20 protein-coding genes are annotated in these 21,835 nt (G+C 63.2%); 8 read left to right on the top strand and 12 right to left on the bottom strand.

Annotation, left to right across the window (positions count from 1 at the left end; all coding sequences use genetic code 11):
- Positions 1-39: 39 nt before the first annotated feature.
- Entirely contained in the window at positions 40-648 is a 609-nt protein-coding gene (locus tag IB249_RS00685) for a lytic transglycosylase domain-containing protein (RefSeq protein WP_192301619.1), read from the bottom strand.
- A 194-nt stretch (positions 649-842) separates the two neighbouring features.
- On the opposite strand from IB249_RS00685, the gene gspG reads away from it, so the two are divergent.
- The 3 genes from gspG to IB249_RS29905 all read left to right on the top strand — a co-directional run bounded on the left by gspG (position 843) and on the right by IB249_RS29905 (position 3,132).
- Positions 843-1,292 carry a type II secretion system major pseudopilin GspG gene (gene gspG, locus IB249_RS00690; RefSeq protein WP_192301620.1) on the top strand — a complete coding sequence of 150 codons (450 nt, stop codon included), beginning with the start codon at positions 843-845 and terminating at the stop codon, positions 1,290-1,292.
- 12 nt (positions 1,293-1,304) lie between these two features.
- Positions 1,305-2,492, top strand: a complete 1,188-nt coding sequence (locus tag IB249_RS00695) for a type II secretion system F family protein (protein WP_192301621.1) — start codon at positions 1,305-1,307, stop codon at positions 2,490-2,492.
- A 103-nt stretch (positions 2,493-2,595) separates the two neighbouring features.
- Complete coding sequence (locus tag IB249_RS29905) at positions 2,596-3,132, top strand: hypothetical protein (protein WP_192301622.1); 537 nt, start codon at positions 2,596-2,598, stop codon at positions 3,130-3,132.
- Between the two features lie 119 nt (positions 3,133-3,251).
- Here the strand turns inward: IB249_RS29905 and IB249_RS00705 are convergent, their stop codons facing one another.
- Positions 3,252-4,148 carry a LysR family transcriptional regulator gene (locus IB249_RS00705; protein WP_192301623.1) on the bottom strand — a complete coding sequence of 299 codons (897 nt, stop codon included), beginning with the start codon at positions 4,146-4,148 and terminating at the stop codon, positions 3,252-3,254.
- A 160-nt stretch (positions 4,149-4,308) separates the two neighbouring features.
- Between IB249_RS00705 and IB249_RS00710 the strand changes: the two genes are divergently transcribed.
- Positions 4,309-5,328, top strand: coding sequence for an alpha/beta hydrolase (locus IB249_RS00710; protein ID WP_192301624.1), 1,020 nt, complete (start codon positions 4,309-4,311; stop codon positions 5,326-5,328).
- A gap of 170 nt (positions 5,329-5,498) precedes the next feature.
- Entirely contained in the window at positions 5,499-6,926 is a 1,428-nt protein-coding gene (locus tag IB249_RS00715) for a mechanosensitive ion channel family protein (RefSeq protein WP_192301625.1), read from the top strand.
- 109 nt (positions 6,927-7,035) lie between these two features.
- Here the strand turns inward: IB249_RS00715 and ycaC are convergent, their stop codons facing one another.
- From ycaC to IB249_RS00745, 6 genes are all read right to left on the bottom strand, one after another.
- On the bottom strand, positions 7,036-7,662 hold the full coding sequence (ycaC, locus tag IB249_RS00720; RefSeq protein ID WP_192301626.1) for an isochorismate family cysteine hydrolase YcaC: 627 nt from the start codon (positions 7,660-7,662) through the stop codon (positions 7,036-7,038).
- 67 nt (positions 7,663-7,729) lie between these two features.
- The gene (locus IB249_RS00725; protein WP_192301627.1) at positions 7,730-9,568 is read right to left on the bottom strand and encodes an amidohydrolase; all 1,839 of its coding nucleotides are present in this window, start codon (positions 9,566-9,568) and stop codon (positions 7,730-7,732) included.
- Positions 9,565-10,158, bottom strand: coding sequence for an antibiotic biosynthesis monooxygenase (locus tag IB249_RS00730; protein WP_192301628.1), 594 nt, complete (start codon positions 10,156-10,158; stop codon positions 9,565-9,567). Before IB249_RS00730 ends, IB249_RS00725 begins: the two co-directional genes overlap by 4 nt.
- Complete coding sequence (locus tag IB249_RS00735; RefSeq protein ID WP_192301629.1) at positions 10,151-10,567, bottom strand: DoxX family protein; 417 nt, start codon at positions 10,565-10,567, stop codon at positions 10,151-10,153. The genes IB249_RS00730 and IB249_RS00735 overlap by 8 nt, the downstream gene beginning before the upstream one ends.
- A gap of 322 nt (positions 10,568-10,889) precedes the next feature.
- On the bottom strand, positions 10,890-11,810 hold the full coding sequence (locus IB249_RS00740) for a LysR family transcriptional regulator (protein WP_192301630.1): 921 nt from the start codon (positions 11,808-11,810) through the stop codon (positions 10,890-10,892).
- A 31-nt stretch (positions 11,811-11,841) separates the two neighbouring features.
- Positions 11,842-12,825 carry an MBL fold metallo-hydrolase gene (locus IB249_RS00745; protein ID WP_192301631.1) on the bottom strand — a complete coding sequence of 328 codons (984 nt, stop codon included), beginning with the start codon at positions 12,823-12,825 and terminating at the stop codon, positions 11,842-11,844.
- 197 nt (positions 12,826-13,022) lie between these two features.
- On the opposite strand from IB249_RS00745, the gene IB249_RS00750 reads away from it, so the two are divergent.
- Complete coding sequence (locus tag IB249_RS00750) at positions 13,023-13,463, top strand: helix-turn-helix domain-containing protein (protein WP_192301632.1); 441 nt, start codon at positions 13,023-13,025, stop codon at positions 13,461-13,463.
- 62 nt (positions 13,464-13,525) lie between these two features.
- Here the strand turns inward: IB249_RS00750 and IB249_RS00755 are convergent, their stop codons facing one another.
- Positions 13,526-14,101: a flavodoxin family protein gene (locus IB249_RS00755; protein WP_192301633.1), complete on the bottom strand. Its 576-nt coding sequence runs from the start codon at positions 14,099-14,101 to the stop codon at positions 13,526-13,528.
- A gap of 379 nt (positions 14,102-14,480) precedes the next feature.
- Between IB249_RS00755 and IB249_RS00760 the strand changes: the two genes are divergently transcribed.
- The gene (locus IB249_RS00760) at positions 14,481-17,285 is read left to right on the top strand and encodes an ATP-binding protein (protein WP_192301634.1); all 2,805 of its coding nucleotides are present in this window, start codon (positions 14,481-14,483) and stop codon (positions 17,283-17,285) included.
- Here IB249_RS00760 and IB249_RS00765 read toward each other — a convergent pair.
- Both IB249_RS00765 and IB249_RS00770 read right to left on the bottom strand, forming a co-directional pair.
- The gene (locus tag IB249_RS00765) at positions 17,250-18,731 is read right to left on the bottom strand and encodes an ATP-binding protein (protein WP_192301635.1); all 1,482 of its coding nucleotides are present in this window, start codon (positions 18,729-18,731) and stop codon (positions 17,250-17,252) included. The genes IB249_RS00760 and IB249_RS00765 overlap by 36 nt on opposite strands.
- 162 nt (positions 18,732-18,893) lie before the next feature.
- Entirely contained in the window at positions 18,894-19,844 is a 951-nt protein-coding gene (locus IB249_RS00770) for a GlxA family transcriptional regulator (RefSeq protein WP_192301636.1), read from the bottom strand.
- Positions 19,845-20,080: 236 nt separating this feature from the next.
- Between IB249_RS00770 and IB249_RS00775 the strand changes: the two genes are divergently transcribed.
- Positions 20,081-20,803 carry a pirin family protein gene (locus tag IB249_RS00775; RefSeq protein WP_192301637.1) on the top strand — a complete coding sequence of 241 codons (723 nt, stop codon included), beginning with the start codon at positions 20,081-20,083 and terminating at the stop codon, positions 20,801-20,803.
- Between the two features lie 93 nt (positions 20,804-20,896).
- Here IB249_RS00775 and IB249_RS00780 read toward each other — a convergent pair whose 3' ends face one another.
- On the bottom strand, positions 20,897-21,760 hold the full coding sequence (locus tag IB249_RS00780) for a LysR family transcriptional regulator (RefSeq protein ID WP_192301638.1): 864 nt from the start codon (positions 21,758-21,760) through the stop codon (positions 20,897-20,899).
- Positions 21,761-21,835: the final 75 nt, after the last annotated feature.

Consider the following 21,835-nt stretch of genomic DNA (forward strand, 5'->3'; position numbering starts at 1 on the left):
CATTCAGGGGGTATTGCCCCACTTCCGGGGCAACCCCCACTACAGCGGCGCGTCGGCTGCCAGGCCCTGCAAACGGCGGTATTGGCGCAGTACGCTGGGCACGTAGCGCTGGGTCTCGGCGAACGGCGGGATCACCCCGCCACGGCTGAGCACCGCTTGCGGCCCGGCGTTGTAGGCCGCGACGGCAAGGGCGATGTCGTTGTCGAACAGGGTCATCAGGCGCTTGAGGTATTTGGCCCCGCCCTGGATGTTGGCCCTGGGGTCGTAGACGTTGGTCACGCCCATCTCACGCGCCGTGTCGGGCATCAATTGCATCAACCCGCCCGCCCCCTTAGCCGACTGCGCGCGGGGGTCATAGGCGGACTCGGCCTGGATCACCGCATGCAACAGCGCCGCCGGCAGTTCGTTGGCCTTGGCGGCCGCCGACACCAGTTCGGCGTAGGGTTGCCGGGCAATCATCTGCGGTTGCTGATCGAGGCTGACCAGCGACGATTGCGGCTCGTGAATCACTCGCTCATAGGTGCGACCAGGGCGGTGGACGTTGGACAGAACGTAGCTGCCCTTGGCGTCCACGGAAACGAATACATCGGCCTGGGCAACGCCGGCCAGCAGCACACAACCGAGCAGTCCCGCGTTGAGTGTTCTCATTATTCTTCTCCCCTGACCGACCCCGAAAAATGGGGCTATTGCCCCAATGGCCGGTGGTGAACCAGCCATACGCAAGCACTGTGCCGAGTGCGAGGAGGCCCATGATTCAAGGGTTGCGCGAGGATCCCGGGGGGTGAGCATGGCTATTGCATGAGCGACCAGGGCGACCCTTCTGCCGACTCTGTGAGGTCATCATGAAACAGCAACTGTCTTGCACCCCGTCGGGGTGTTCAGTGCGAACCCAACGTGGGTTCACCCTGCTCGAATTGTTGGTGGTGCTGGTGGTACTCGGGCTGCTGGCCGGGATCGTCGCACCGAAGTATTTCGCCCAACTCGGCCGCTCCGAAGTGAAGGTGGCCAAGGCGCAGATCGAAGGGCTGGGCAAGGCGCTGGACTTGTATCGCCTGGAGGTCGGCCACTACCCGTCGACCGAACAGGGCTTGCAGGCGCTGGTCACCGCACCCAGCGACGAATCCCGCTGGAGCGGCCCGTACCTGCAGAAAAAACTGCCGCAGGACCCCTGGGGCCGCAACTACACCTACCGCTACCCCGGCGAAAACGGCGAGTACGACTTGCTGTCCATGGGCAAGGACGGTCAACCCGGTGGTGACGGCGAGAACGCCGAAGTCACCAGCTGGCAATGACGGGAGGTGAATATGCGTTTTCACCTCAAGGCCGTCGGCAAGGCCGGCGTGGTCTCGATGAGTGTCGAGGCCCAGGGCGACAGCGAAGCGCGGCGCATGGTCGAGGACCAGGGTCTGCGGGTGGTCAGCCTGCACGCCGAAAGGCACTGGCGCGCGTTGCGCCTGCGCCAGCGCGAAACCTTCAACCTGGTGCTGTTCAGCCAGGAACTGACCACCCTGCTCAATGCCGGCCTGCCGTTGATCGATGCGCTGGAAAGCCTCGCGGAAAAGGAAACCGCGCCCCAGGCCCGCAAGACCCTGAGCGAACTGGTACGCCTGCTGTACGAGGGCAAATCGTTCTCCCAGGCCCTGGCCCAGCTGTCGGCGGTGTTCCCGCCGCTGTACGTGGCCCTGGTCCAGTCCAGCGAGAAGACCGGTGCCGTGGGCGATGCCCTGGGCCGTTACGTCAGCTATCGCCAACGCATGGACGAGGTCCGGCAGAAAATCGTCAGCGCATCGATCTACCCCTTGCTGTTGCTGGTCGTCGGCGGTGGCGTGGTGTTGTTTCTGATGGGCTACGTGGTGCCGCGTTTCAGCCTGGTGTTCGAAGGGCTGGGCTCGAACCTGCCGTGGCTGTCGCAAATCCTGATGAGCAGCGGGATGTTCCTGCACGCCCATCAAACCGAGTTTTTCGCCGGTCTGGGCGGCCTCGTCGTCAGCCTCGCTTTCCTGCAACGGCAACCGACCTTCCGTCGGGGCGTGGACCGTTTGATCCAAAAACTCCCGGCGGTGCATCAGCGCATCTTCATGTATGAGCTGGCCCGTTTTTATCGTTCGCTGGGGATCCTGTTGCAAGGCGGCATTCCGCTCGTCACCGCCATGGGCATGGTCCGCGGCCTGCTCACCGTGGCCTCCCGGACACGCCTGGACGAAGCCTGCGAACGGGTGCGCGAAGGTCAGTCGCTGTCGACCGCGCTGGAGCTCAACCGGCTCGTCACCCCGGTGTCCCTGCGCCTGCTGCGGGCGGGCGAACAGTCCGGCAACCTCGGGCAAATGATGGAGCGCAGTGCCGACTTCTACGACGAGGAAATCAGCCGCTGGATCGAATGGTTCGTGCGCCTGTTCGAACCTCTGCTGATGACCTTCATCGGCCTGCTGATCGGGGTCATCGTGATCCTGATGTACATGCCGATCTTCGAGCTGGCCTCGAGCATTCACTGACCCGCCGAATAAAACCGCACGTTGAGGTGTTCACCGACTGAACCAGCAACACGTTGCATCGTTTATCAACGTTCAAGAACGAAACAAGAAGACGGAGAACGACATGCACATCAACAGACTTTTACTCGCGGTCGCGATTGGCGCGGTCCTGTCCGCTTCGACCGTGTTGATTCCGGACAGCCTGTCCCACGTATCGAGCGCACAGGCCAAGGACGGTGGTAGCGGCGGTGGCGGCGGCGGTCATGGGGGCGGCGGAGGCTCCGGCGGAGGGGGTGGCGGCTCTGGCGGTGGCGGTGGCGGTGGCGGTGGCGGTGGAAACGGTGGCGGTCATGGCGGTGATCATGGCGGCGGCAACAGCGGCCACGGCAGCAGCGGCAGCAGCCACGGCGGCGACAGTCACAGCGGCAATGACCATGGCTCGGGACACTCCGGCAACACCGCCTCCTCCGGTCGCAGCGGCACCCACGCCGAACCGGGCGACGACCACGGCGTGCATCGCTCCGGCGAAATCGGCGACGACCACGGCGTGCATCGCTCCGGTGAAATCGGCGACAACCATGGCGTCCATCGTGCCGGTGAAATCGGCGATGATCACGGCGTGCATGTGGGTGGCGAGCCGGGTGACGACAAACGATCCTGACCACAGCTGATCCCGTCCTGTGGGAGCGAGCCTGCTCGCGATAGCAGGCTGTCAGGCAACATTTTCGTTAACTGACGCAGCGCCATCGCGAGCAGGCTCTCGCCCACAAGGAATGCAGCCTAGAGCCCCCCTTCAACCCCATCCAGACGCTCACGCAAGAACTCTATCAATGCCTGCACCGGGCGCGAACTTTGGCGATGTTGCGGATAGACCGCCGACAACGTCAGCGGTTCGGGCTGATAGTCCTCCAGCACGGGCACCAGCCTGCCATCCTTCAGCGCTGCCCCGACGATGAACGTCGGCAGGTAGGTGATCCCCATCCCGGCAATGGCCGCCTCCTTGAGCACCTCGCCGTTGTTGACGCGCATGCGTCCGGCGACGTTGACTGCCAGTGGTTTGCCCTGCCCCGCAAAGCGCCACTGCACCTGGCGACCGTGACCGTATGGCAGGCAATCATGGCCGTGCAGGTCTTCGGGTTTAAGCGGCGTGCCCCGCTCGGCCAGGTAGGCCGGGCTGGCGCAATACACCCGCTGGATGGTGGCGATGCGGCGGGCGATCAGCGTCGAATCCTCGAGCACACCGATGCGCAACGCCAGGTCGTAGCCCTCGCCCAGCAGGTCCACCGGCCGATCGCTCAAGTCCACTTCCACCGTGACGTCACGGTAGCGTTGCAGGAACACCGGCAGCAGGCAGCCCAGGTGCGCCAGCGCAAAGGACAATGGCGCACTCAGGCGAATACTGCCGCGCGGCTCGGTGGTCTGGCCGGCGATGCCCTGCTCCACCTGTTCGACCTCGCCGAGCAGGCGCAGGGCCGACTCGTAATAACTCTGCCCCAGGGGCGTCACGTCCAGTCGCCGCGTCGAACGGTTGAGCAGCCGCACCCCCAGACGCTCCTCGAGCTGCATCAGGCGGCGGCTGACAAACTGTTTGGACAGACCCAATTGATCGGCGGCGGCGGTGAAGCTGCCGGAGTCCATGACCTGGCAAAAAATACGCATGTCTTCGAACGGGTTCATTGTCACTCCCTGGTTGACAGTTAAACGCTTTATAGCCGCTTTTTCCTTTTACGGCACCTTATTAATCTGTGTCCACGGTGTTGCTGAGGCTTGAAACCCAGCGCCAGCAGCCCTGACCAACAGGTTACGAACATCCAATCAATCAAAAAGGAATTGCCCCATGAACCTCGTCAAGAAAACCCTCACCGCCTCCGTCCTCGCCCTCGCTGTCGGCAACGCTTTTGCGGCCGGTAGCCCAGGCGTCGAACACAATACCCAGGCGTTCCTCGAAGCCCTCGCCGCCGGCGGTGGCAAGCCGCTCGAGCAGTTGAGCCCGAAAGACGCCCGTGCAGTGCTGACCGGTGCACAGAACTCGGTGAAAGTGGACCTCTCGGGTGTTGACGTCAGCGATCGTGCGATCAAGGTCGACGGGCAGACCATTGACCTGAAAATCGTGCGTCCGGCCAAGGTCAAAGGCGAGTTGCCCGTGTTCATGTTCTTCCACGGCGGCGGCTGGGTACTGGGTGATTACCCGACTCACCAGCGCTTGATCCACGACCTGGTGGTCGGCTCCGGTGCCGTCGCGGTGTACGTCAATTACACGCCATCGCCGGAAGCGCAATACCCGACCGCGATCAACCAGGCCTACGCCGCGACCCGTTGGGTGGCCGAGCACGGCAAGGAAATCGGTGTCGACGGCAAACGCCTGGCCGTGGCCGGCAACAGCGTCGGCGGCAACATGGCCGCGGTCGTGGCATTGATGGCCAAGGAACAGAAAACCCCGGCGCTGCGCTTTCAGCTGCTGATGTGGCCGGTGACCGATGCGCAGTTCGAGACCGGCTCGTACCAGCAGTTTGCCGAGGGCCACTTCCTCACCCAGGGCATGATGAAATGGTTCTGGGACAACTACACCACCGATCAGGCTGAACGTGCGCAGATCCACGCCTCGCCATTGCGAGCCAGCGCCGAACAGCTCAAGGGCTTGCCTGCCGCCCTGGTGCAGACCGCCGAGTTCGACGTGTTGCGTGACGAAGGCGAAGCCTATGCCCGCCACCTGGATGCGGCCGGCGTACCGGTCACGGCCGTGCGCTACAACGGCATGATCCACGACTTCGGCCTGCTCAATCCGCTGAGCCAGATTCCGGAAGTCAAGGCGGCGGTGCGCCAGGCGGCGCTGGAACTCAAGACTCACTTGAACTGAGTTTCCCCCCTGTAGAAAACCTGTGGGAGCGAGCCTGCTCGCGATGGACTTGAAGACGACGCGTTCAATCAGGAAACACGCGTCATCGTTAACGTCCATCGCGACGGTTCGACGCCTCGACAGGCTCGCTCCCACAGGAGTATTCCAGCCCCCCTTTGCGGAGATGCCCCATGTCACTCATCTACAACCACCTGCTGTCCCTGAGTGCCCTGCTGCTGCTCATCGACACCGTGCTCTGGCACCTCGCACCGTTCAAGCATCGCGTCACGCGGGTCGGTGTGCGCCTGGTGTTGTTCGTGTTGTTCAGCGCCATCGGGATCAACGCCGGGGTCAACCCGTTGCAGGCGCCGCTGTTCGCCGATGATCGGGTGGCACAATTGGGCGCCACGGCGCTGGGGATTCTCTGGTGGCTGTACGCCGCGCGGGTGCTGACCGAACTGATCGGCCTGGTGCTGATGCGGCGCATCGGTCACAGCGGACGCCTGCTGCAGGACGTGATCGGCGCACTGGTGTTCCTGGCTGCCATCGTTGCGGCGGCGGGCTATGTGCTGGAGTTGCCGGTCAAAGGCCTGCTGGCGACCTCCGGGGTGGTGGCCATCGTCGTCGGCCTGGCGTTGCAAAGCACCCTGAGCGACGTGTTCTCCGGCATCGTGCTCAACACCACCAAGCCGTATCAGGTGGATGACTGGATCGTGATCGACGGCGTGGAAGGCAAGGTGCTCGACATCGACTGGCGAGCGACGCACATGCTGACCAGCGCCGGCACCACCGCCGTGGTGCCGAACTCGGTGGCGGCCAAGGCGAAAATCGTCAACCTGAGCCGGCCGAACAACATGCACGGCGTGTCGATCAGCATTCAGGTGCCCAATCATATTCGTCCACGTCGGGTGCTGGATGCCCTGGAGCGCACGCTGCAGGGCAGCAGTCGCCTGCTGTCCAATCCGGCCCCGAAAGCAGTGCTCAAGGAAGCCGGCGAAAGCCTGTCCGAATACGTGGTCAGCGGCTTCATCGCCGAGCTGGGCAAGAAAAGCGAAGTGCGCAATCAACTGTTCGACCTGGCACATCGACACCTCGAAGCCGCTGGTATTTCCCGTCGACTCGATGGCGTGATCGAGCCGACGACCCGTGCCCGGACGCTGCTCGATGAGGTCAAGATTTTCCGCTCCCTGAGTGACGATGAACGCGATCAGTTGGCGCAGTCGATGGTCGCGCAGCAATACGCGGCGGGCCAGGTGGTGCTGGGTCTGGAGGAAGTGCCGGAGAGCCTGATGGTCATCGCCACGGGCGTGGTCAGTGCCACCGTGCCGGACGGTGCCGGGCACACCGAAGCCGGACGCATGGGACCCAGTGAGGTGATGGGCGAACAGAGCATCCTGGGCGACACTCCTTCTGAGGCGACGTTCACCACCCTGACCTCGTGCATCATCTACCGCATCGACAAAACGCTGGTGCGCAGCTACATGGAGCAACGGGTAGAAGTGGGTCGCGCGCTGAACAAGTTGCAGGCGGTGCGGACACAGAACAGCCGGATGGCGTTGATCGCCAAACCGGCGCCGATCAAGAAAGGCGGGTTCTTGAGCTGGATGCAGAAGCGTTGAGCACAAAAAACTGTAGGAGCGAGCATGCTCGCGATTGCGATGGTTCAGCCAACGTTGTCGTTGGATGTCCTACCGTCATCGCGAGCAAGCTCACTCCTACAAGTTCAGCTTATTTGGCGGTGAATGCCGAGTAGCTGTTCATCAGGTTGCGGTAGTTCGGGATGCGCTGGGACAACAGGTTGGCCAAGCCTTCCATGTCGTTGCGCCAGTCACGCTGCAGTTCGCAGGCTACGGAGAACCAGTTCATCAGTTGTGCGCCGGCGGCGGTCATACGGGCCCATGCAGCTTGCTGGACGACGTCGTTGAAAGTACCGGAAGCGTCGGTCACGACGAAAACGTCGAAGCCTTCTTCCAGAGCGCAAAGGGTCGGGAAAGCCACGCAGACATCAGTCACGACGCCAGCAATGATCAGTTGCTTGCGACCGGTAGCCTTGATCGCCTTGACGAAGTCTTCGTTGTCCCAGGCATTGATCTGGCCTGGACGAGCGATGTACGGCGCATCCGGGAACATTTCTTTCAGCTCTGGCACCAGCGGGCCGTTCGGGCCGGATTCGAAGCTGGTGGTCAGGATGGTCGGCAGGTTGAAGAACTTGGCGCAGTCGGCCAGGGCGAGGACGTTGTTCTTGAACTCGTTCGGCGAGAAATCCTGCACCAGCGAGATCAGGCCGGTCTGGTGGTCGACCAGCAGGACAACGGCGTCGTCTTTGTTCAGGCGTTTGTACGGTACGTTGCTCATGTGAAGCTCCTCGATGGATGGGTGTTACACGAGCGTCGGCACGCAAGGCCGACGCTATTTCTTTCACTTAGAATGCGAAACACGAGCAGCCGAAGGCGCCCCAGAAACCGGCGAAATCGCTGACCGGCACACTCGACATCCGCGCCCGGTCATGGCTGTGGGCATGCACGCCACAGGGGCCGCTGCAATGGTGAACCTGGGCCTGCATCGGCGAGGCCTGGCGCCAGTGACCCGGCACCTTGGCCACCGGCGACCAGTCCGGCAGCACCGGCACGCTGGCCGGGCCGAGTTTTTCGAAATCGCCGGCGGCGTACACCACCTTGCCGCCGACCACGGTCAACACCGACTCGATCCACTTGATCGCTTCCTCGTCGACGCTGAAGAAGTCCGCGCTCAGGGCCGCGACGTCCGCCAGTTGGCCGACCTTGATCATGCCCTTCTTGCCCTGCTCGGAAGAAAACCAGGCGCTGCCGTGGGTGAACAGCTCCAGTGCGGTCTGGCGCGACAAGCCTTCGGCGTGCAGCTCCAGGCCACCGACGGTACGGCCGCTGACCATCCAGTACAGCGAGGTCCAGGGGTTGTAGCTCGAGACACGGGTGGCATCGGTGCCGGCCCCGACCGGGACGCCCTCGGCCAGCATGCGCTTGATCGGTGGCGTGGCTTCGGCGGCCTTGGCGCCATAACGCTCGACGAAATACTCGCCCTGGAACGCCATCCGGTCCTGGATCGCGATACCACCGCCCAGCGCCCTCACCCGCTCGATGTTCTGCGGGGTAATGGTTTCGGCGTGGTCGAAAAACCAGGGCAGGCCGTTGAAGGGAATGTCGCGGTTGACCTTCTCGAACACGTCGAGCATGCGGCTGATCGATTCGTTGTACGTGGCGTGCAGGCGGAACGGCCAGCGCTGTTCCACCAGGTGGCGAACCACCGGTTCCAGCTCGTCTTCCATGGTCTGCGGCAGATCCGGACGCGGCTCGAGGAAATCCTCGAAATCCGCCGCCGAGAACACCAGCATTTCCCCGGCGCCGTTATGGCGCAGAAAGTCGTCGCCCTGATGCAGGGTCACGCTGCTGGTCCAGTTCTTGAAGTCAGTCAGCTCTTCCTTGGGCTTCTGGGTGAACAGGTTGTAGGCGATGCGCACGGTCAGTTGCTGATCCTTGGCCAACTGCTCAATCACCTGATAATCGTCCGGGTAATTCTGGAAGCCGCCGCCGGCGTCGATGGCACTGGTCAGGCCCAGGCGGTTGAGTTCGCGCATGAACTGGCGGGTCGAGTTGACCTGATACTCCAGCGGCAACTTCGGCCCCTTGGCCAGGGTCGAGTACAGGATCATCGCGTTCGGCCGCGCGACCAGCATGCCGGTCGGCTCGCCATTGGCATCGCGCACGATCTCGCCACCGGGCGGGTTCGGCGTGTCACGGGTGTAGCCCGCTACCCGCAGTGCGGCGCGGTTGAGCAAGGCGCGGTCATACAGGTGCAGCACGAACACCGGTGTATCCGGCGCGGCCTGGTTGAGTTCCGCCAGGGTCGGCATGCGTTTTTCGGCGAACTGGAATTCGTTCCAGCCACCGACCACGCGGACCCATTGCGGCGTTGGCGTACGGTCGGCCTGCTCCTTGAGCATGCGCAACGCGTCGGCCAGCGACGGTACACCTTCCCAGCGCAGTTCGAGGTTGTAGTTCAGGCCACCGCGGATCAGGTGCAGGTGCGAGTCGTTGAGGCCGGGGATCACGCAGCGGCCCTTGAGGTCGATGACCTGGGTGGCGGAACCGCGCAGGGCCATGGCCTGGGCATCGGTGCCCACCACGACGAAGCGACCGTCGCTGATGGCCACGGCGCTGGCGTGTGGGTTTTCACGGTCAACCGTATGAAATTGACCATTGAACAGAATCAGATCGGCGTTCATCGCGTTTCCTTGGGTTGATGGGAAGAGGACAACCAGGGGGCGAACAGGCGTGTCGCCATGGGCATGAACAGGTAGACCACCGACACCACGATGGTCAGCGTGATCAGGAACGTGGCGACCACGTAATTGGACAGGAAGGCATTGAGGCCCAGCAGCGGGCCCCAGAGCAGCGGCACCAGCAGGGTGTGCGGCAGAATCACCAGCAGCGTGACGACGGCCTGCTTCCAGCGCGGTGGCGGTGGCGCTGCGGGGTCGGCGCTGGGGGCGAACCAGAATTCATTGACCGGGTTGACCTCGGTCTGGTCGCCATCGGCGAGCATCGGCGTGGCTTCGTTCACCAGTTGCAGGCGCTGGGGCGAATCGAGCCAGCGCTGCATCGCTTCGGTGCTGCAAAAGCGCAGCACGCAGGTGTACAGGTCGAGGCCGGCATTTTTGCCACGAATCACATCCACCCCCAGGTGCCCTTCCTGCTGCCCGGCGATGCTGACGATGTTGCGTAACCAGGCTTCGTAAGGCCCCTCGAAACCGGCCTTGACCCGGTGTTTGATGACCAGGGTCACGACTTCCTCGAAACGGTTGGATTCAGGCATAACGTAAAGCTCCGGTGAATCGGACATTGAGCGCGAGCCGTCCCGGCCCGGCGATAAGAACGCTGCTGAACAGCAGCAACAGCAGCCAGCCGAACTGCCCTTCCTCAAGGCTCCACTGCGGATGCACCACCCGCAACGCGATCAACAGGACACACAGGATCGGCAGGCACGCCAGACGCACCAACACCCCGGCGATAATCAGCAACGGGCACAACACCTCGGCGAAGATCGCCAGCATCAGGGTGACGTGGGCACCGAGGTGGAAAGGGTCTTCGATCACCTGCAACTGAGAACTGTAGTTCAAAAGCTTGGGCAGGCCATGCACCCACAGCAGGAACAGACTGGCGCTGACACGCAAAAAAAACAGACCGATGGCCTGGGCCCGTTCATCCTGTCGCGAAACGTTCATGGGGTACCCGCCCGAATGAAAAAACACCGACGTCAATGCGCCGCAACGTCATTCGATAATGCGGGTAAGGGGATGGGGAAAATTGGATGTACGTGCTCTCTTTGTGGATGCACCCGGATCTGCAGAGAGAGATGAAGCCCCTGAGGGCGCGAGCCTGCTCGCGAGGGTGGCCGTCAATGACGCGGCTGCCTGACACCCCGCGGTGGTTCTGCAGTCATCGCGAGCAGGCTCGCTCCCACAGGGTGGACTGCGCCAAGAAGTTGGACACCCATCCAACCCTTGGGGGCAGTCCAGAAGCCCGATTGGTCTGTGGGCGCGGCGTTCAGCCTGCCAATGGCAAAGGCCTCGACATGAACTCGGCGATCCGCGAGCGCAGCCAGCGCTCGGCGGGGTCGTTGTCGTGCACACCGCTCCAGGCCATCGACAGCTGCGCCGCCGCGATCGGGAACGGGGGATCCTCAGCCCGCAACGCACACCCCTCGACCAGCGCACATGCCGCATAATCGGGCACCGTGGCGATCATCTCGGTGCCGGCGAGCAGCGCGCGCAACCCGCTGAACTGCGGCACGCCCAGCACCACCCGGCGACTGCGGCCGATCTTCGCCAGGTCCAGGTCGATGTTGCCGCTCAGGTCGCCGGAAAACGAGACCATGGCATGCGGCCGCTCGCAGTACTCATCGAGGGTCAGCGGCCCCGGCCGTTTGTCCCCGCGCAGCACCTTGCAGGGGATGTCGCGCAGCTTCTTGCATTTGGCATTTGCCGGCAGATCCGTGGTGTAGCTCACCCCCACGGAAATTTCACCGGAGGCCAGCAGCGTCGGCATCAGCAGGTAGTTGGCACGACGCACCACCACGATGATCCCCGGCGCCTCTTCCTGCAATTGCCGCAGCAATGGCGGGAACAGGCCGAACTCGGCATCGTCCGACAAGCCGATACGAAACACATCGCAACTGGTCGTCGGATCGAACTCCTTGGCCCGGCTGACCGCGCCGGAGATCACGTCCATCGCCGGCTGCAGTTCCTTGAGAATCGCCAGCGCCCGCGCCGTCGGCTCCATGCCGCGACCGTTGCGCAACAACAGCGGGTCGTCGAACAGGTCACGCAAACGACCGAGCGCCGCGCTGACCGCCGGTTGCCCCATGAACAGTTTTTCGGCGACCCGGGTCAGGTTCTTCTCGAACATCAAGGCCTCGAAAATCACCAGCAGGTTCATGTCGACGCGGCGCAGATCGTTACGGTTCATTGGCACGGCTCCCTTTTCAATGCGTCGGACTTTACTCGATCAACGGCACGTTGGCTGCACGTTTGTAGGGACCGTACTCGACCGGCACCCACTGGAAGTGCTTGCCCTCTGCCGCGATATGGCCGATGCCCGGAAACGGCAGATGCGCGGCAGTGACCCAGGTCTTGCTGGCCGCCGCAGCGCTGAATACCTTGGCGCGGCTTTTGATCGCCTGCTGGCCGTTGACGTCAAAGCCGATCGACACCTCCGGGTGCAGGAACTGCACCGCCAGGTTGTGCACCAGATCGCCCATGAACAGGATGCTCTGTCCTTGCGAAGTGAAACGGTAGGTGGTGCTGCCCGGCGTGTGCCCGGTTTCCAGCGTCGCCTCGACACCGGCGACAGGCGACTGGCCACTGTCGAACGTTTTGAAGCGTCCCGTAGCCACATAGGGCGCCGTGGAATCCTGGGCGATCCGGAAATACGGTTTGGCACCTTCAGGGGCCTTGGCGAGCGCCTGGGGATCGAGCCAGTAATCGGCTTCCGCCTTTGCCGCGTAGACCGTGGCGTTGGCAAAGACCGGTTGTTTCTGACCGTCGACCAGTCCGCACACGTGGTCCAGGTGCAGGTGGGTCAACAGAATCGTGTCGACCTGATCCGGCTGATACCCGGCGGCTTTCATGTTGTCCGACAGCATGCCCGCCGTGGCGCCGATGCACTGGCCGGCGCCGGTGTCGACCAGGATCAGCTGCTTGCCGGTGTTGACCAGGAACGCGTTGAACGCGGTCTGCACGCCCGGCGTTTCAATCGAGCGGCGGGCCAGCAGCGCACGAATCTGGCTTTGCGTCAGGCCTTTGAGCAGCTTGGGCGACAGGTCGTTGTACCCGTCGAACAACGCCGTGACTTCATAATCGCCCACCGCCAGGCGGAAGTACCCCGGCGCTTGGGTACCGACCTGCGCCGGCGCCTGAGCCATGGCCACACCCGACATCAGCGCCACTGCCAGGCCTGACGCGCGAATCAAAGAATGTTTCATGTCGCTACCTCGAACGATCGGAAAAAGCGGCCACTCTCAGCGCCGCCAGGTGCCTCGATTGTGCACACCTCCCGCCCGCGGAAATTGCAGCCATGTGCTGAGTCGATCTGCCTGCGCACCGACACAATTAACAACGTTTAACTCGCCTGCCAGAGCCCCGCGTCCAAGAATGAAGCTCACCGACACGGACATTAGTTATGGCCCATTCTCAGCAGAACACCGCCTGTCTGGCCGTCACCGAAACGCCGAAGAAAACCACCGGGGGTTTGACACCGTGGCGTGAAAGCCTGGCCAAGCAACTGATCCTCGAGCGCCTGGGCGAAACCATCGAAGTCAGTGACCTGGCGCGGGCGTGTGCGTTGTCGCGCAGCCACTTTTCCCGCGCGTTCAAATCCAGTACCGGTCTCTCGCCACAGGAATGGATCCGTCAGCAGCGCATCGACCGGGCCAAGCAATTGATCCGCAACACCGACCGCAGCCTGACGCAGATCAGCCTCGAATGCGGGTTTTGCGACCAGGCGCATTTCTGCCACATCTTCACCCGCAGCGAAGGCATCAACCCGTTTGCCTGGCGCTGCCGCACGGTGCGCGCCCTGCCCCATCACGCCCTCCCCAACCCTCCGTTTCACGCGCAGTAAGCGTGCGGCGCTCCCACTTGAGGGGACGCCCCGGACCTCGAATTCATTGAGGCGACATCCGATCAGGCCGGCGCAGCGCCCATGCGCTCGGCCAGTCGTGCCACCCGTTCGCCCAGGCACGCCGCGGTGCAGCGGTCTTCGAGCGGCGGTGCGTCTTCGGGGGATTGCTCGACATTCGATTGAGCCATGGCACCGAGGGAGCTGCCCAGGCGATTCAACTGCCCGTCGAACAGACCGCTGCTGGAGCGTGCCGGCAGTACATCGAGCCCGACCCAGATCATCGAGTGCTGCGCGGCAAACAATGCCATCTGCAGCAAGGTGTTGAGCTTGTCGCCGCACAGACAGCCGGAATTGGTGAAGCCTGCGGCGAGCTTGTCGCGCCAGGGCTGGGCCAGATAGAACGCCGCGGTGGACTCCATGAACGCCTTGAAGTGCGCCGAAGCGCTGCCCATGTAGGTCGGTGCGCCGAAAATGATCGCGTCGGCGTGGTGCAGACGGTCCCACTGCTGATCGACGTCCTCGACGGAAATCAACAGGCAGGTGCTGCCCTGGTGGCGTTCCACCCCCTGGGCCACCGCTTCGGCGATGACTCGGGTGTGCCCGTAGCCACTGTGATACACCACCACCACGTTGCTCATTCCATTGTCCTTTTTGGGAGCGAGACCGACCCGCCGGCCGAAGCGTTGCGCCAGTCATCCACTGAGTTGGATGTGCCGCCGCTGTCGCGAGCAGGCTCGCTCCCACACTGACCGGTGGAAGTTGAAGAAGCAGAGTTTTGGGCGTAGACCGGACGCAGCACGAGTTAAATATTGTTAATTATCCCTCGCGCGCCAAAAGCCATGACGACACCTTTATTCCCGGTCGCAGCCCGTAAACACGCAATGGATGCACAGGGCAGGTAAACCGGTGGTGGCGATGGACACCTTCGGGGGCTCGTCTGTGGATTGCGCCAGGGGATAATCCCGACGAAAATGCTCGGAGACCGCGAACCACAAGGTTGCAAGCAGGAGTGACCCGTTGACCCTAACCCCCGCCCAGGCGATCCATTTCGGTCCCTATCGGATCTATCCCGACCAACGTCTGGTCATGGAAGCCGATCAACCCGTGCGCCTGGGTCGGCGAGCCATGGACATTCTGTTGATCCTGCTCGAACACGCCGGGAACGTGGTGAGCAAGCAAACGCTGATCGCCGGGGTCTGGCCCAACAGTGTCGTCGAGGACATCAACCTGCGGGTGCACATGGCCGCCTTGCGCAAGGCGCTGGGCGATGGTCAGGCCGGACAGCGTTACATCGTCACCGTGGCCCAACGCGGCTACAGCTTCGTCGCGCCCTATTCGCTGGAGCACCTGGAGCAACCGGCGACGCATCCGGCCCCGACGCCTGGCGGCCACAACCTGCCGCTGCGCCGAACCCGTATGATCGGCCGCCAATCCCTGGTCGATAACCTGGTGACGCAACTGCCGCGCCAGCGCTTCATCACCCTGGTCGGCCCCGGCGGGATCGGCAAGACCACTGTGGCCCTGCGGGTCGCCGAGCAACTGATCGGGCGCTACCGCGACGGCATTCTTCTGCTCGACCTGGCGCCCATCAACAAACCGTCGATGATCGCCGCGCACCTGGCCAGACTGCTCGAACTGTCCCTGCACGATGACGACCCCATTCGCGGCCTCGCGACGTTCCTGCGGGACCGACAGATGTTGCTGGTGATCGACAATTGCGAGCACCTGATCGACGCCATCGCCCTGCTCAGCGAAAGCCTCCTGCGCGCAGCGCCCCAGGTGCACGTGCTGGCCACCAGCCGTGAAAGCCTGCGGGCCGAAGGGGAATTCGTCCAGCGCCTGGAGTCGCTGGACTGCCCGCCGCCCATCGCCGTACTCGACCGCGCACAGGCCCTGACGTTTTCGGCCCTGCAATTGTTCGTCGAACGGGCCATGGCCAGCCACGACAGTTTTGAGCTGACCGATGACGAACTGCCGCTGGCCATTGAAATCTGCCAGCGCCTGGACGGTATCCCACTGGCCATCGAGCTGGCGGCGGCACAGGTCGGCAGCCTCGGATTGAACGGTTTGCTCAAACAACTGCAAGGCAGTTTCCGCCTGCTCACCCCGGGTTGTCCGGCCACGCTGGGGCGCCATCAGACCCTGCGCGCCACGCTGGACTGGAGCTACGAACTGCTCAGTGACTGCGAGCGGACCTGCCTGCGTCGCCTGGGGATGTTCCGGGGCAGCTTCACCCTGGAATCGGCGGCGGCAGTGATTGGCGGCGAGCACATCGACTCGCGGGCGGTATTCGGTTCGATCACGCAACTGGTGGCCAAGTCGCTGCTGAACGTCGAAGTCGGCGACGAGGAAGTGTTCTACCGCCTGCTCGACACCACACGCAGCTACGCCCTGGAAAAACTCGGCCTGGCCTCCGACCTGCCGGGCACCCGCGAACGCCACGCCGAACGCTGCCTGGCCTTGATGGAACAGGCCCGGGACGATTGGGAGCAGATCTCGACGGGTATGTGGCTCGAACGTTATGCGCGCAGCCTGGAAGACATTCGTTCGGCCCTCGACTGGGGGTTGACCCGCCAGGGCCCGCAAGTGCTGGCGATCCGCCTGACCGCGACGTCCACACCGTTGTGGCAGGAACTGTCGCTGCTCAAGGAGCATGGCCTGTATGTGCGCAAGGCGCTGGCCCTGCTGGAGGCCGCTTCCGAACCCTGCCCCAAGGTGCAGATCGCCCTCAAACTGGCGCTGGGCAGTTCCTGCTATCACACCCAGGGCGGCACAGCGGAGACCATCGAAGCGTTCGTCAGCGCCCGCACCCTGGCCAGGCAGTGCAACGACATCGCCGGCCAGCTGCGCGCAGTCTCCGGACACATGGCGGTCAACCTCTGTTGCGCCGACTATCAGATGGCGCTGGAGCAGAGCCAGCAATTCGACCGACTGGGCCTGCACGGTGATGCCACCCTGTCCCTCAGCACCCAGCGTTTGCGGGTGCTTGCGCTGCACTTCGCCGGCGACCAGGCACAGGCGCGATTGAACGCCGAGCAAGTGTTGCAGCGCATGACCCAGAGCGGCCACCTCAACCGCTTCACCCACGGGTTTGGCGTGCAGTACGACCAGAGCGTCGCGTCACTGACCATTCTGGCGCGCATCCTCTGGCTGCAGGGGCAGCCGGAACAGGCCTGGCGCACCGCCCGGCAAGCACTGGACATTGCGCTGCAGATCAACCACGGCACCTCCATCTGCTACACCCTGGCCCTGGCCGGTTGCCTGATCGCGCACTACAACGGCGACAGCCGCACGGCGCGTGAACTCTTGCGCCTGTTGCTGGAGCAAGCGCAGAAACACTCGGTGCAACTGTTCCACACCTGGGCCCGGCATTACGCGCAAGTGATCGACCACGAGCAAGCCCACCTGCCGTTCAAGCCAGGCCTGGGGTTGATCAAGGACCTGCTGATCACCCTGGACAACCGTTTCGTCGATGACGAACTGGTGCTGCGGGCGGAAACCGGCATCGCGGGCTGGAACACCGCAGAGATCCTGCGGGCCAGGGCCAGTGCGCTGCTCATCGAGGATGACCTGCTCAATCGTGCGCCAGCCGAGAGCCTGCTGATCCGCGCGTTGAATGTGGCAAAACACCAGGGGGCCCTGGCCTGGGAGTTGCGCAGTGCGACCTCGCTGGCGCAGTTGTGGCAGCGTCAGGGCCGGCATCGCCAGGCCCACACTTTGCTGGCGCCGATCTGCGATCGGTTCACCGAAGGGCATGCCACCCCGGACCTGACAAAGGCCCGCCAGCTACTCGACGAGTTGCAGCCCCACGCGCTCGCCTGAGCCTCGGCCGGCCTGGCTGATGTAGCGCGCGTAGCTTATTTCGACAGCGCGCAGTTCACCGCTGCCTTCGAGCTTCTCCAGGGCATAGCTGCGCGTGGTGTTGAGTAGACGATAGTGGGTTGCACCACTGCCCTGCTCCTCTGACAACAGGGATTTGCGCACCAGGCTCTGCAGCCCCTGCGCCAGGCGAGCCGGCCGTATCGCCCCCCCGTGGGCGCCGGTAGCCGCCTCCAGGGTAAAGGCCTTTTTGAACACCGCCAGACGCTGCAGCACGCTCTGCTCCAGGGGGCTGAGCAAGTGATAGCTCCAGTCCAGCGCGGCCTTGAGGGTTTGATGGCGCGGCACCGCCGTACGCCGCCCCAGCGACAGCAACTGAAAACAGTTATCCAGCTGGGCTTGCACACCGACCAGTGCCAGCGCATCGATTTGCGCGGCCGCCAGTTCAATGGCCAACGGCAAGCCATCGAGGCGGTGGCAGATATCGCGCACCACCGGGAGGTCCTGTTCGCGCAGGGTGAACCCCTGCTGCCGGGCGCGGGCGCGGCTGACGAACAGTTGCACCGCCGAATACCCCATGGCCTCGTCCACCCTGAGCAGCGCCGACCTGGGCGGCACTGTCAGTGGCGGTAGCGACTGGACGGTTTCTCCGTTCGCCCGCAGCGGCTCGCGACTGGTCACCAGCACCGACAGTCGCGGCGCCTTTTGCAACAAGGCTTCAACCAATGTGCGGCAGCGTTCGTGCAAGTGCTCGCAGTTGTCCAGCACCAGTAACGCATGCCAGTCCGACAGAACCTCCAGCGAAGTCCCGACCTGCAGGTGGAGGACGCGACTCAAGTGATCCTCCACCTGCGCGGGGTCATCGATGGTCGTCAGATCCACCAGCCAGACACCGTCCCGATAATGCTGCAAGAGCAGCTCGGCCACACGCAGCGCGACAGTGGTTTTACCGATGCCGCCAGGACCGACCAGCGTCATGAGCCGGCAAACGGGCAATTGCCGCACCAGGCTGCCCACCAACGAGTCGCGACCGGTCACCGGTGTCAACCGTGCCGGCAGGTTGTGCTGAACCCTCTGCGCGCTGTCGAGCGACACCTGCGCATTCGCCGGTGCGTGGGCCACCGGTGCAACGAAACGGTAACCGCGCTGCGGAACGTTGACGATGTAACGCTGCCCTTGCACACCGTCACCCAGTGCGCGACGCAGCGCGGCGATGTGCACGCGCAGGTTGATGTCCTCGACCACCGACGTCGGCCAGACACGCGCAATCAGTTCTTCCTTGCTGACCACGGTGCCTGCGCGCTCGATCAGTACCTGCAGAATGTCCAGCGCCCGGCCGCCCATGCGCAGCGGCCGATCACCGTCCAGGATCAAGCGTTGCCGCAGATGAAAGGCGTAGGGACCGAAATGCAGTGCGGTCTCGGTGTTCAACTCTCTGACGCTGTTCATGCGCGCTCACGTGGACAAACCCGCAATGGCTCAATGACATGCAGGGCTTGCGCACCTCCTCCTATGTAGGTTCACCGGTATCTTGGCAGTCCTACGTGACGTAACAACTGTCAAAGGGGGAGCGTCACGGCCATGACGGTGCGCAAGACGGACATGTCGGCACTAGCTGAACTGCTCGCGGTACTGGGCCGGCGTCAGCCCAAGCTTTTCGCCGAACAGAAACCGCATGTGCCGGACACTGCCGAAACCGCTTTTGAAGGCCACGGTCTTGAGCGGCAGGTCGCTGGTCTCCAGCAGGTTCCTCGCGCAGTCGATGCGCGCACTTTGCAGGAACTCCATCGGGGTCATGTTCACTTCCCGGGCAAACACCCTGGCGAAATGACGCGGGCTCATGTTGGCCAGGCCCGCCAGGCGCTCGATGCTGAACGCTTCGTCGAGGTGTTCGAGCATGTAGTTCTGCACCCGGGTCACCGGTGTTTCATGGGGGGCGACTGTGGCCATCAACGGACTGAACTGCGCCTGTCCGCCCTGGCGCTTCATCACCACCAGCAACACCTTGGCCACATCCTGGGCGACTTTCTTGCCATGGTCCTCGGCCACCACCGCGAGTGCGAGGTCGATGCCGGCCGTGACGCCGCCGGAGGTGATGAGGTTGCGGTCCTGCACGTAAATCTGATCGGTCTCTACCGTGGCCTTCGGGAAGCCCTTGATCAGCCGTTCGGTGTAATGCCAGTGGGTGGTGACCCGATAACCGTCGAGCAGACCGGCATGCCCCAGCACAAAGGCCCCAGTGCAAATCGAGCCATAGACCTCGGACCGACTGACGTTGTGCTTGAGCCAATCGAGCAACGGCGGATGTTTTTCGTTGTAGGCACCGGGGCCGCCGGGCACCAGCAACAGGTCGTATCCGTCACAGGCCTGATCGATGTGCAGGTCGGCCTGCACGCTCACGCCATTGGACGCCCGCAGCGCGCCCGGCACCGTGCCGATGGTCGACAACGCATAATGGTGCTCGGGCTTGAGGTAGCGATTGGCGATGGAAAACACTTCCATGGGCCCCGCCATGTCGAGCAGGAGAAAGTCGGGAAACAGCACCATTGCCACAGTTTTCATGGGTACACATCACTGAATTCAAAAAAAAAGGATCAATTCACCAGACACCGCGTCCTTGTGGCGGGTCTGGGACATGCAGACCATTATGGCCCAGCTCCGTAACCAGCGTCGCTCGCCCGTTACTGTCAACCCAAAGGAGACAGTATTTCAATTTTCATCTACTTATTGCACCAACGGATAAACATTAACCTTCTCCTCACTCGGACGAATCAACGTCCCCCAGAGGAGAATTCATCATGCTGACCCTTCGTAAAGCTTCTGATCGTGGCATGGCCAATCATGGCTGGTTGAAGTCGTTCCACACCTTCTCCTTCGCCAACTACCGCAATCCCAAGGAGCAGGGTTTTTCCGACCTGTTGGTGATCAACGATGACCGTGTGGCAGCCGGCAAAGGCTTTGGCCAGCACCCGCACCGCGACATGGAGATTTTCTCCTATGTGCTCGAAGGCGCCCTGGAACACAAGGACACCCTGGGCACCGGTTCGGTGATCCGCCCGGGCGATGTGCAATTGATGAGTGCCGGCAGCGGCGTGGCCCACAGCGAGTTCAACCACTCGGCAACCCAAGGCGTGCACTTCCTGCAAATCTGGATCGTGCCGGACGTCAGTGGTGCCAAGCCGCGCTACCAGCAAGAGCACTTCAGCGCCGGGAAAAAACGCGGACGCCTGCAGTTGATCATCTCCCCCGAAGGGAAAAACGGCTCGCTGAAAGTGCGCCAGGATGCCCGGGTCTACGCCGGCCTGTTCGACGGCAAGGAAAGCGCCGCCCTGGAGCTGGCCGCTGACCGATATGCCTACGTGCACGTGGCCCGTGGCAGCGTCGAACTCAACGGCCTGCTGTTGCAGGAAGGCGACGGCGTACGGGTTCGCAACGAGCAGTTGCTGAACCTGAGCAATGGCGTCGATGCCGAGGTCCTGGTATTCGACCTGCGCCCACAAGAGCTGCCGGAAATGCCTTGATCCATCCCCCGCTGTTGGAGCGAGACTGTTCGCTCCAGCAGAAATGGGTCATTTCTTGGTGGGAGCGAGCCTGCTCGCGATGGACGTCAACGATCACGCGAACCCTTCGACAATTTCATCGATCACTGCGCGCACCCTGGCGGTGTGCCGCAGGTCGGCGTGGGTCACCAGCCAGACGTCATAGGGCAACGGTCGCGTGCGCTCCGGCCACAGCCTGACCAGTCCGTCCCTCTCGCCCATGTACACCGGAATTTCCCCCAGCCCGATCCCGGCGGCAATGGCTCGACGCACCAGCAGGCCTGAACTCAGGCTCGACACGATACGCCCACGCCCCACTGGCTCCGAGACCAGGGTCAGCTCCTTGTTGCCCTGCAGGTACGGCTGATACACCACCAGATCATGCCCCTCGAACGCCGAACCCGGCGCCGGTACACCGTGGGCATTCACATAATCCTGCGAGGCAAACAAGCCGACCGGCCACCGGGCGATGCGCCGGGCGATCAGGTCGGGGTTGTCCGGGCGGGTGTTGCGCACAGCGATGTCGGCCTCGCGTTTCGACAGGCTGAGCAATTGCGTCGACGCGTCCAGTTGCACCCGCACATCGGGGTGCCGCTCGTGCAAACGGGCAATCGCCGGGATCAGGAAATCGATGGCCATGGAATCGGTGGTGGTGACGCGCACGGTGCCGGTCAAACGATCATCCAGGCCTTGAATACGCCGCTGCAACTCCAGCGCCGAATGCTCCATTTTCTCCACGGCCAGCAATGCCGCCTCACCGACGGCGGTCAACGCGTACCCCTCGGAGGTGCGCAGAAACAGCGTCGCCTCCAGGGTCTTTTCCAGCGCCGAAACCCGCCGTCCGACGGTGGCCTGATCGACCCCCAGCACCCGCGCGGCGCCGCGCAGGGTCGATTCCCGGCAAACCGCGAGAAAGACCCGCGCGTCATCCCAATTCATAAGCTTCTCCAATGATGCATTTACACATCACCATAGCGCAAAATCGCTGCACTATTGCATCAATAAAACTGGATA

It is taken from the genome of Pseudomonas sp. PDM04 (genome assembly GCF_014851765.1).
In the GTDB taxonomy this organism is placed as follows: Bacteria; Pseudomonadota; Gammaproteobacteria; order Pseudomonadales; family Pseudomonadaceae; genus Aquipseudomonas.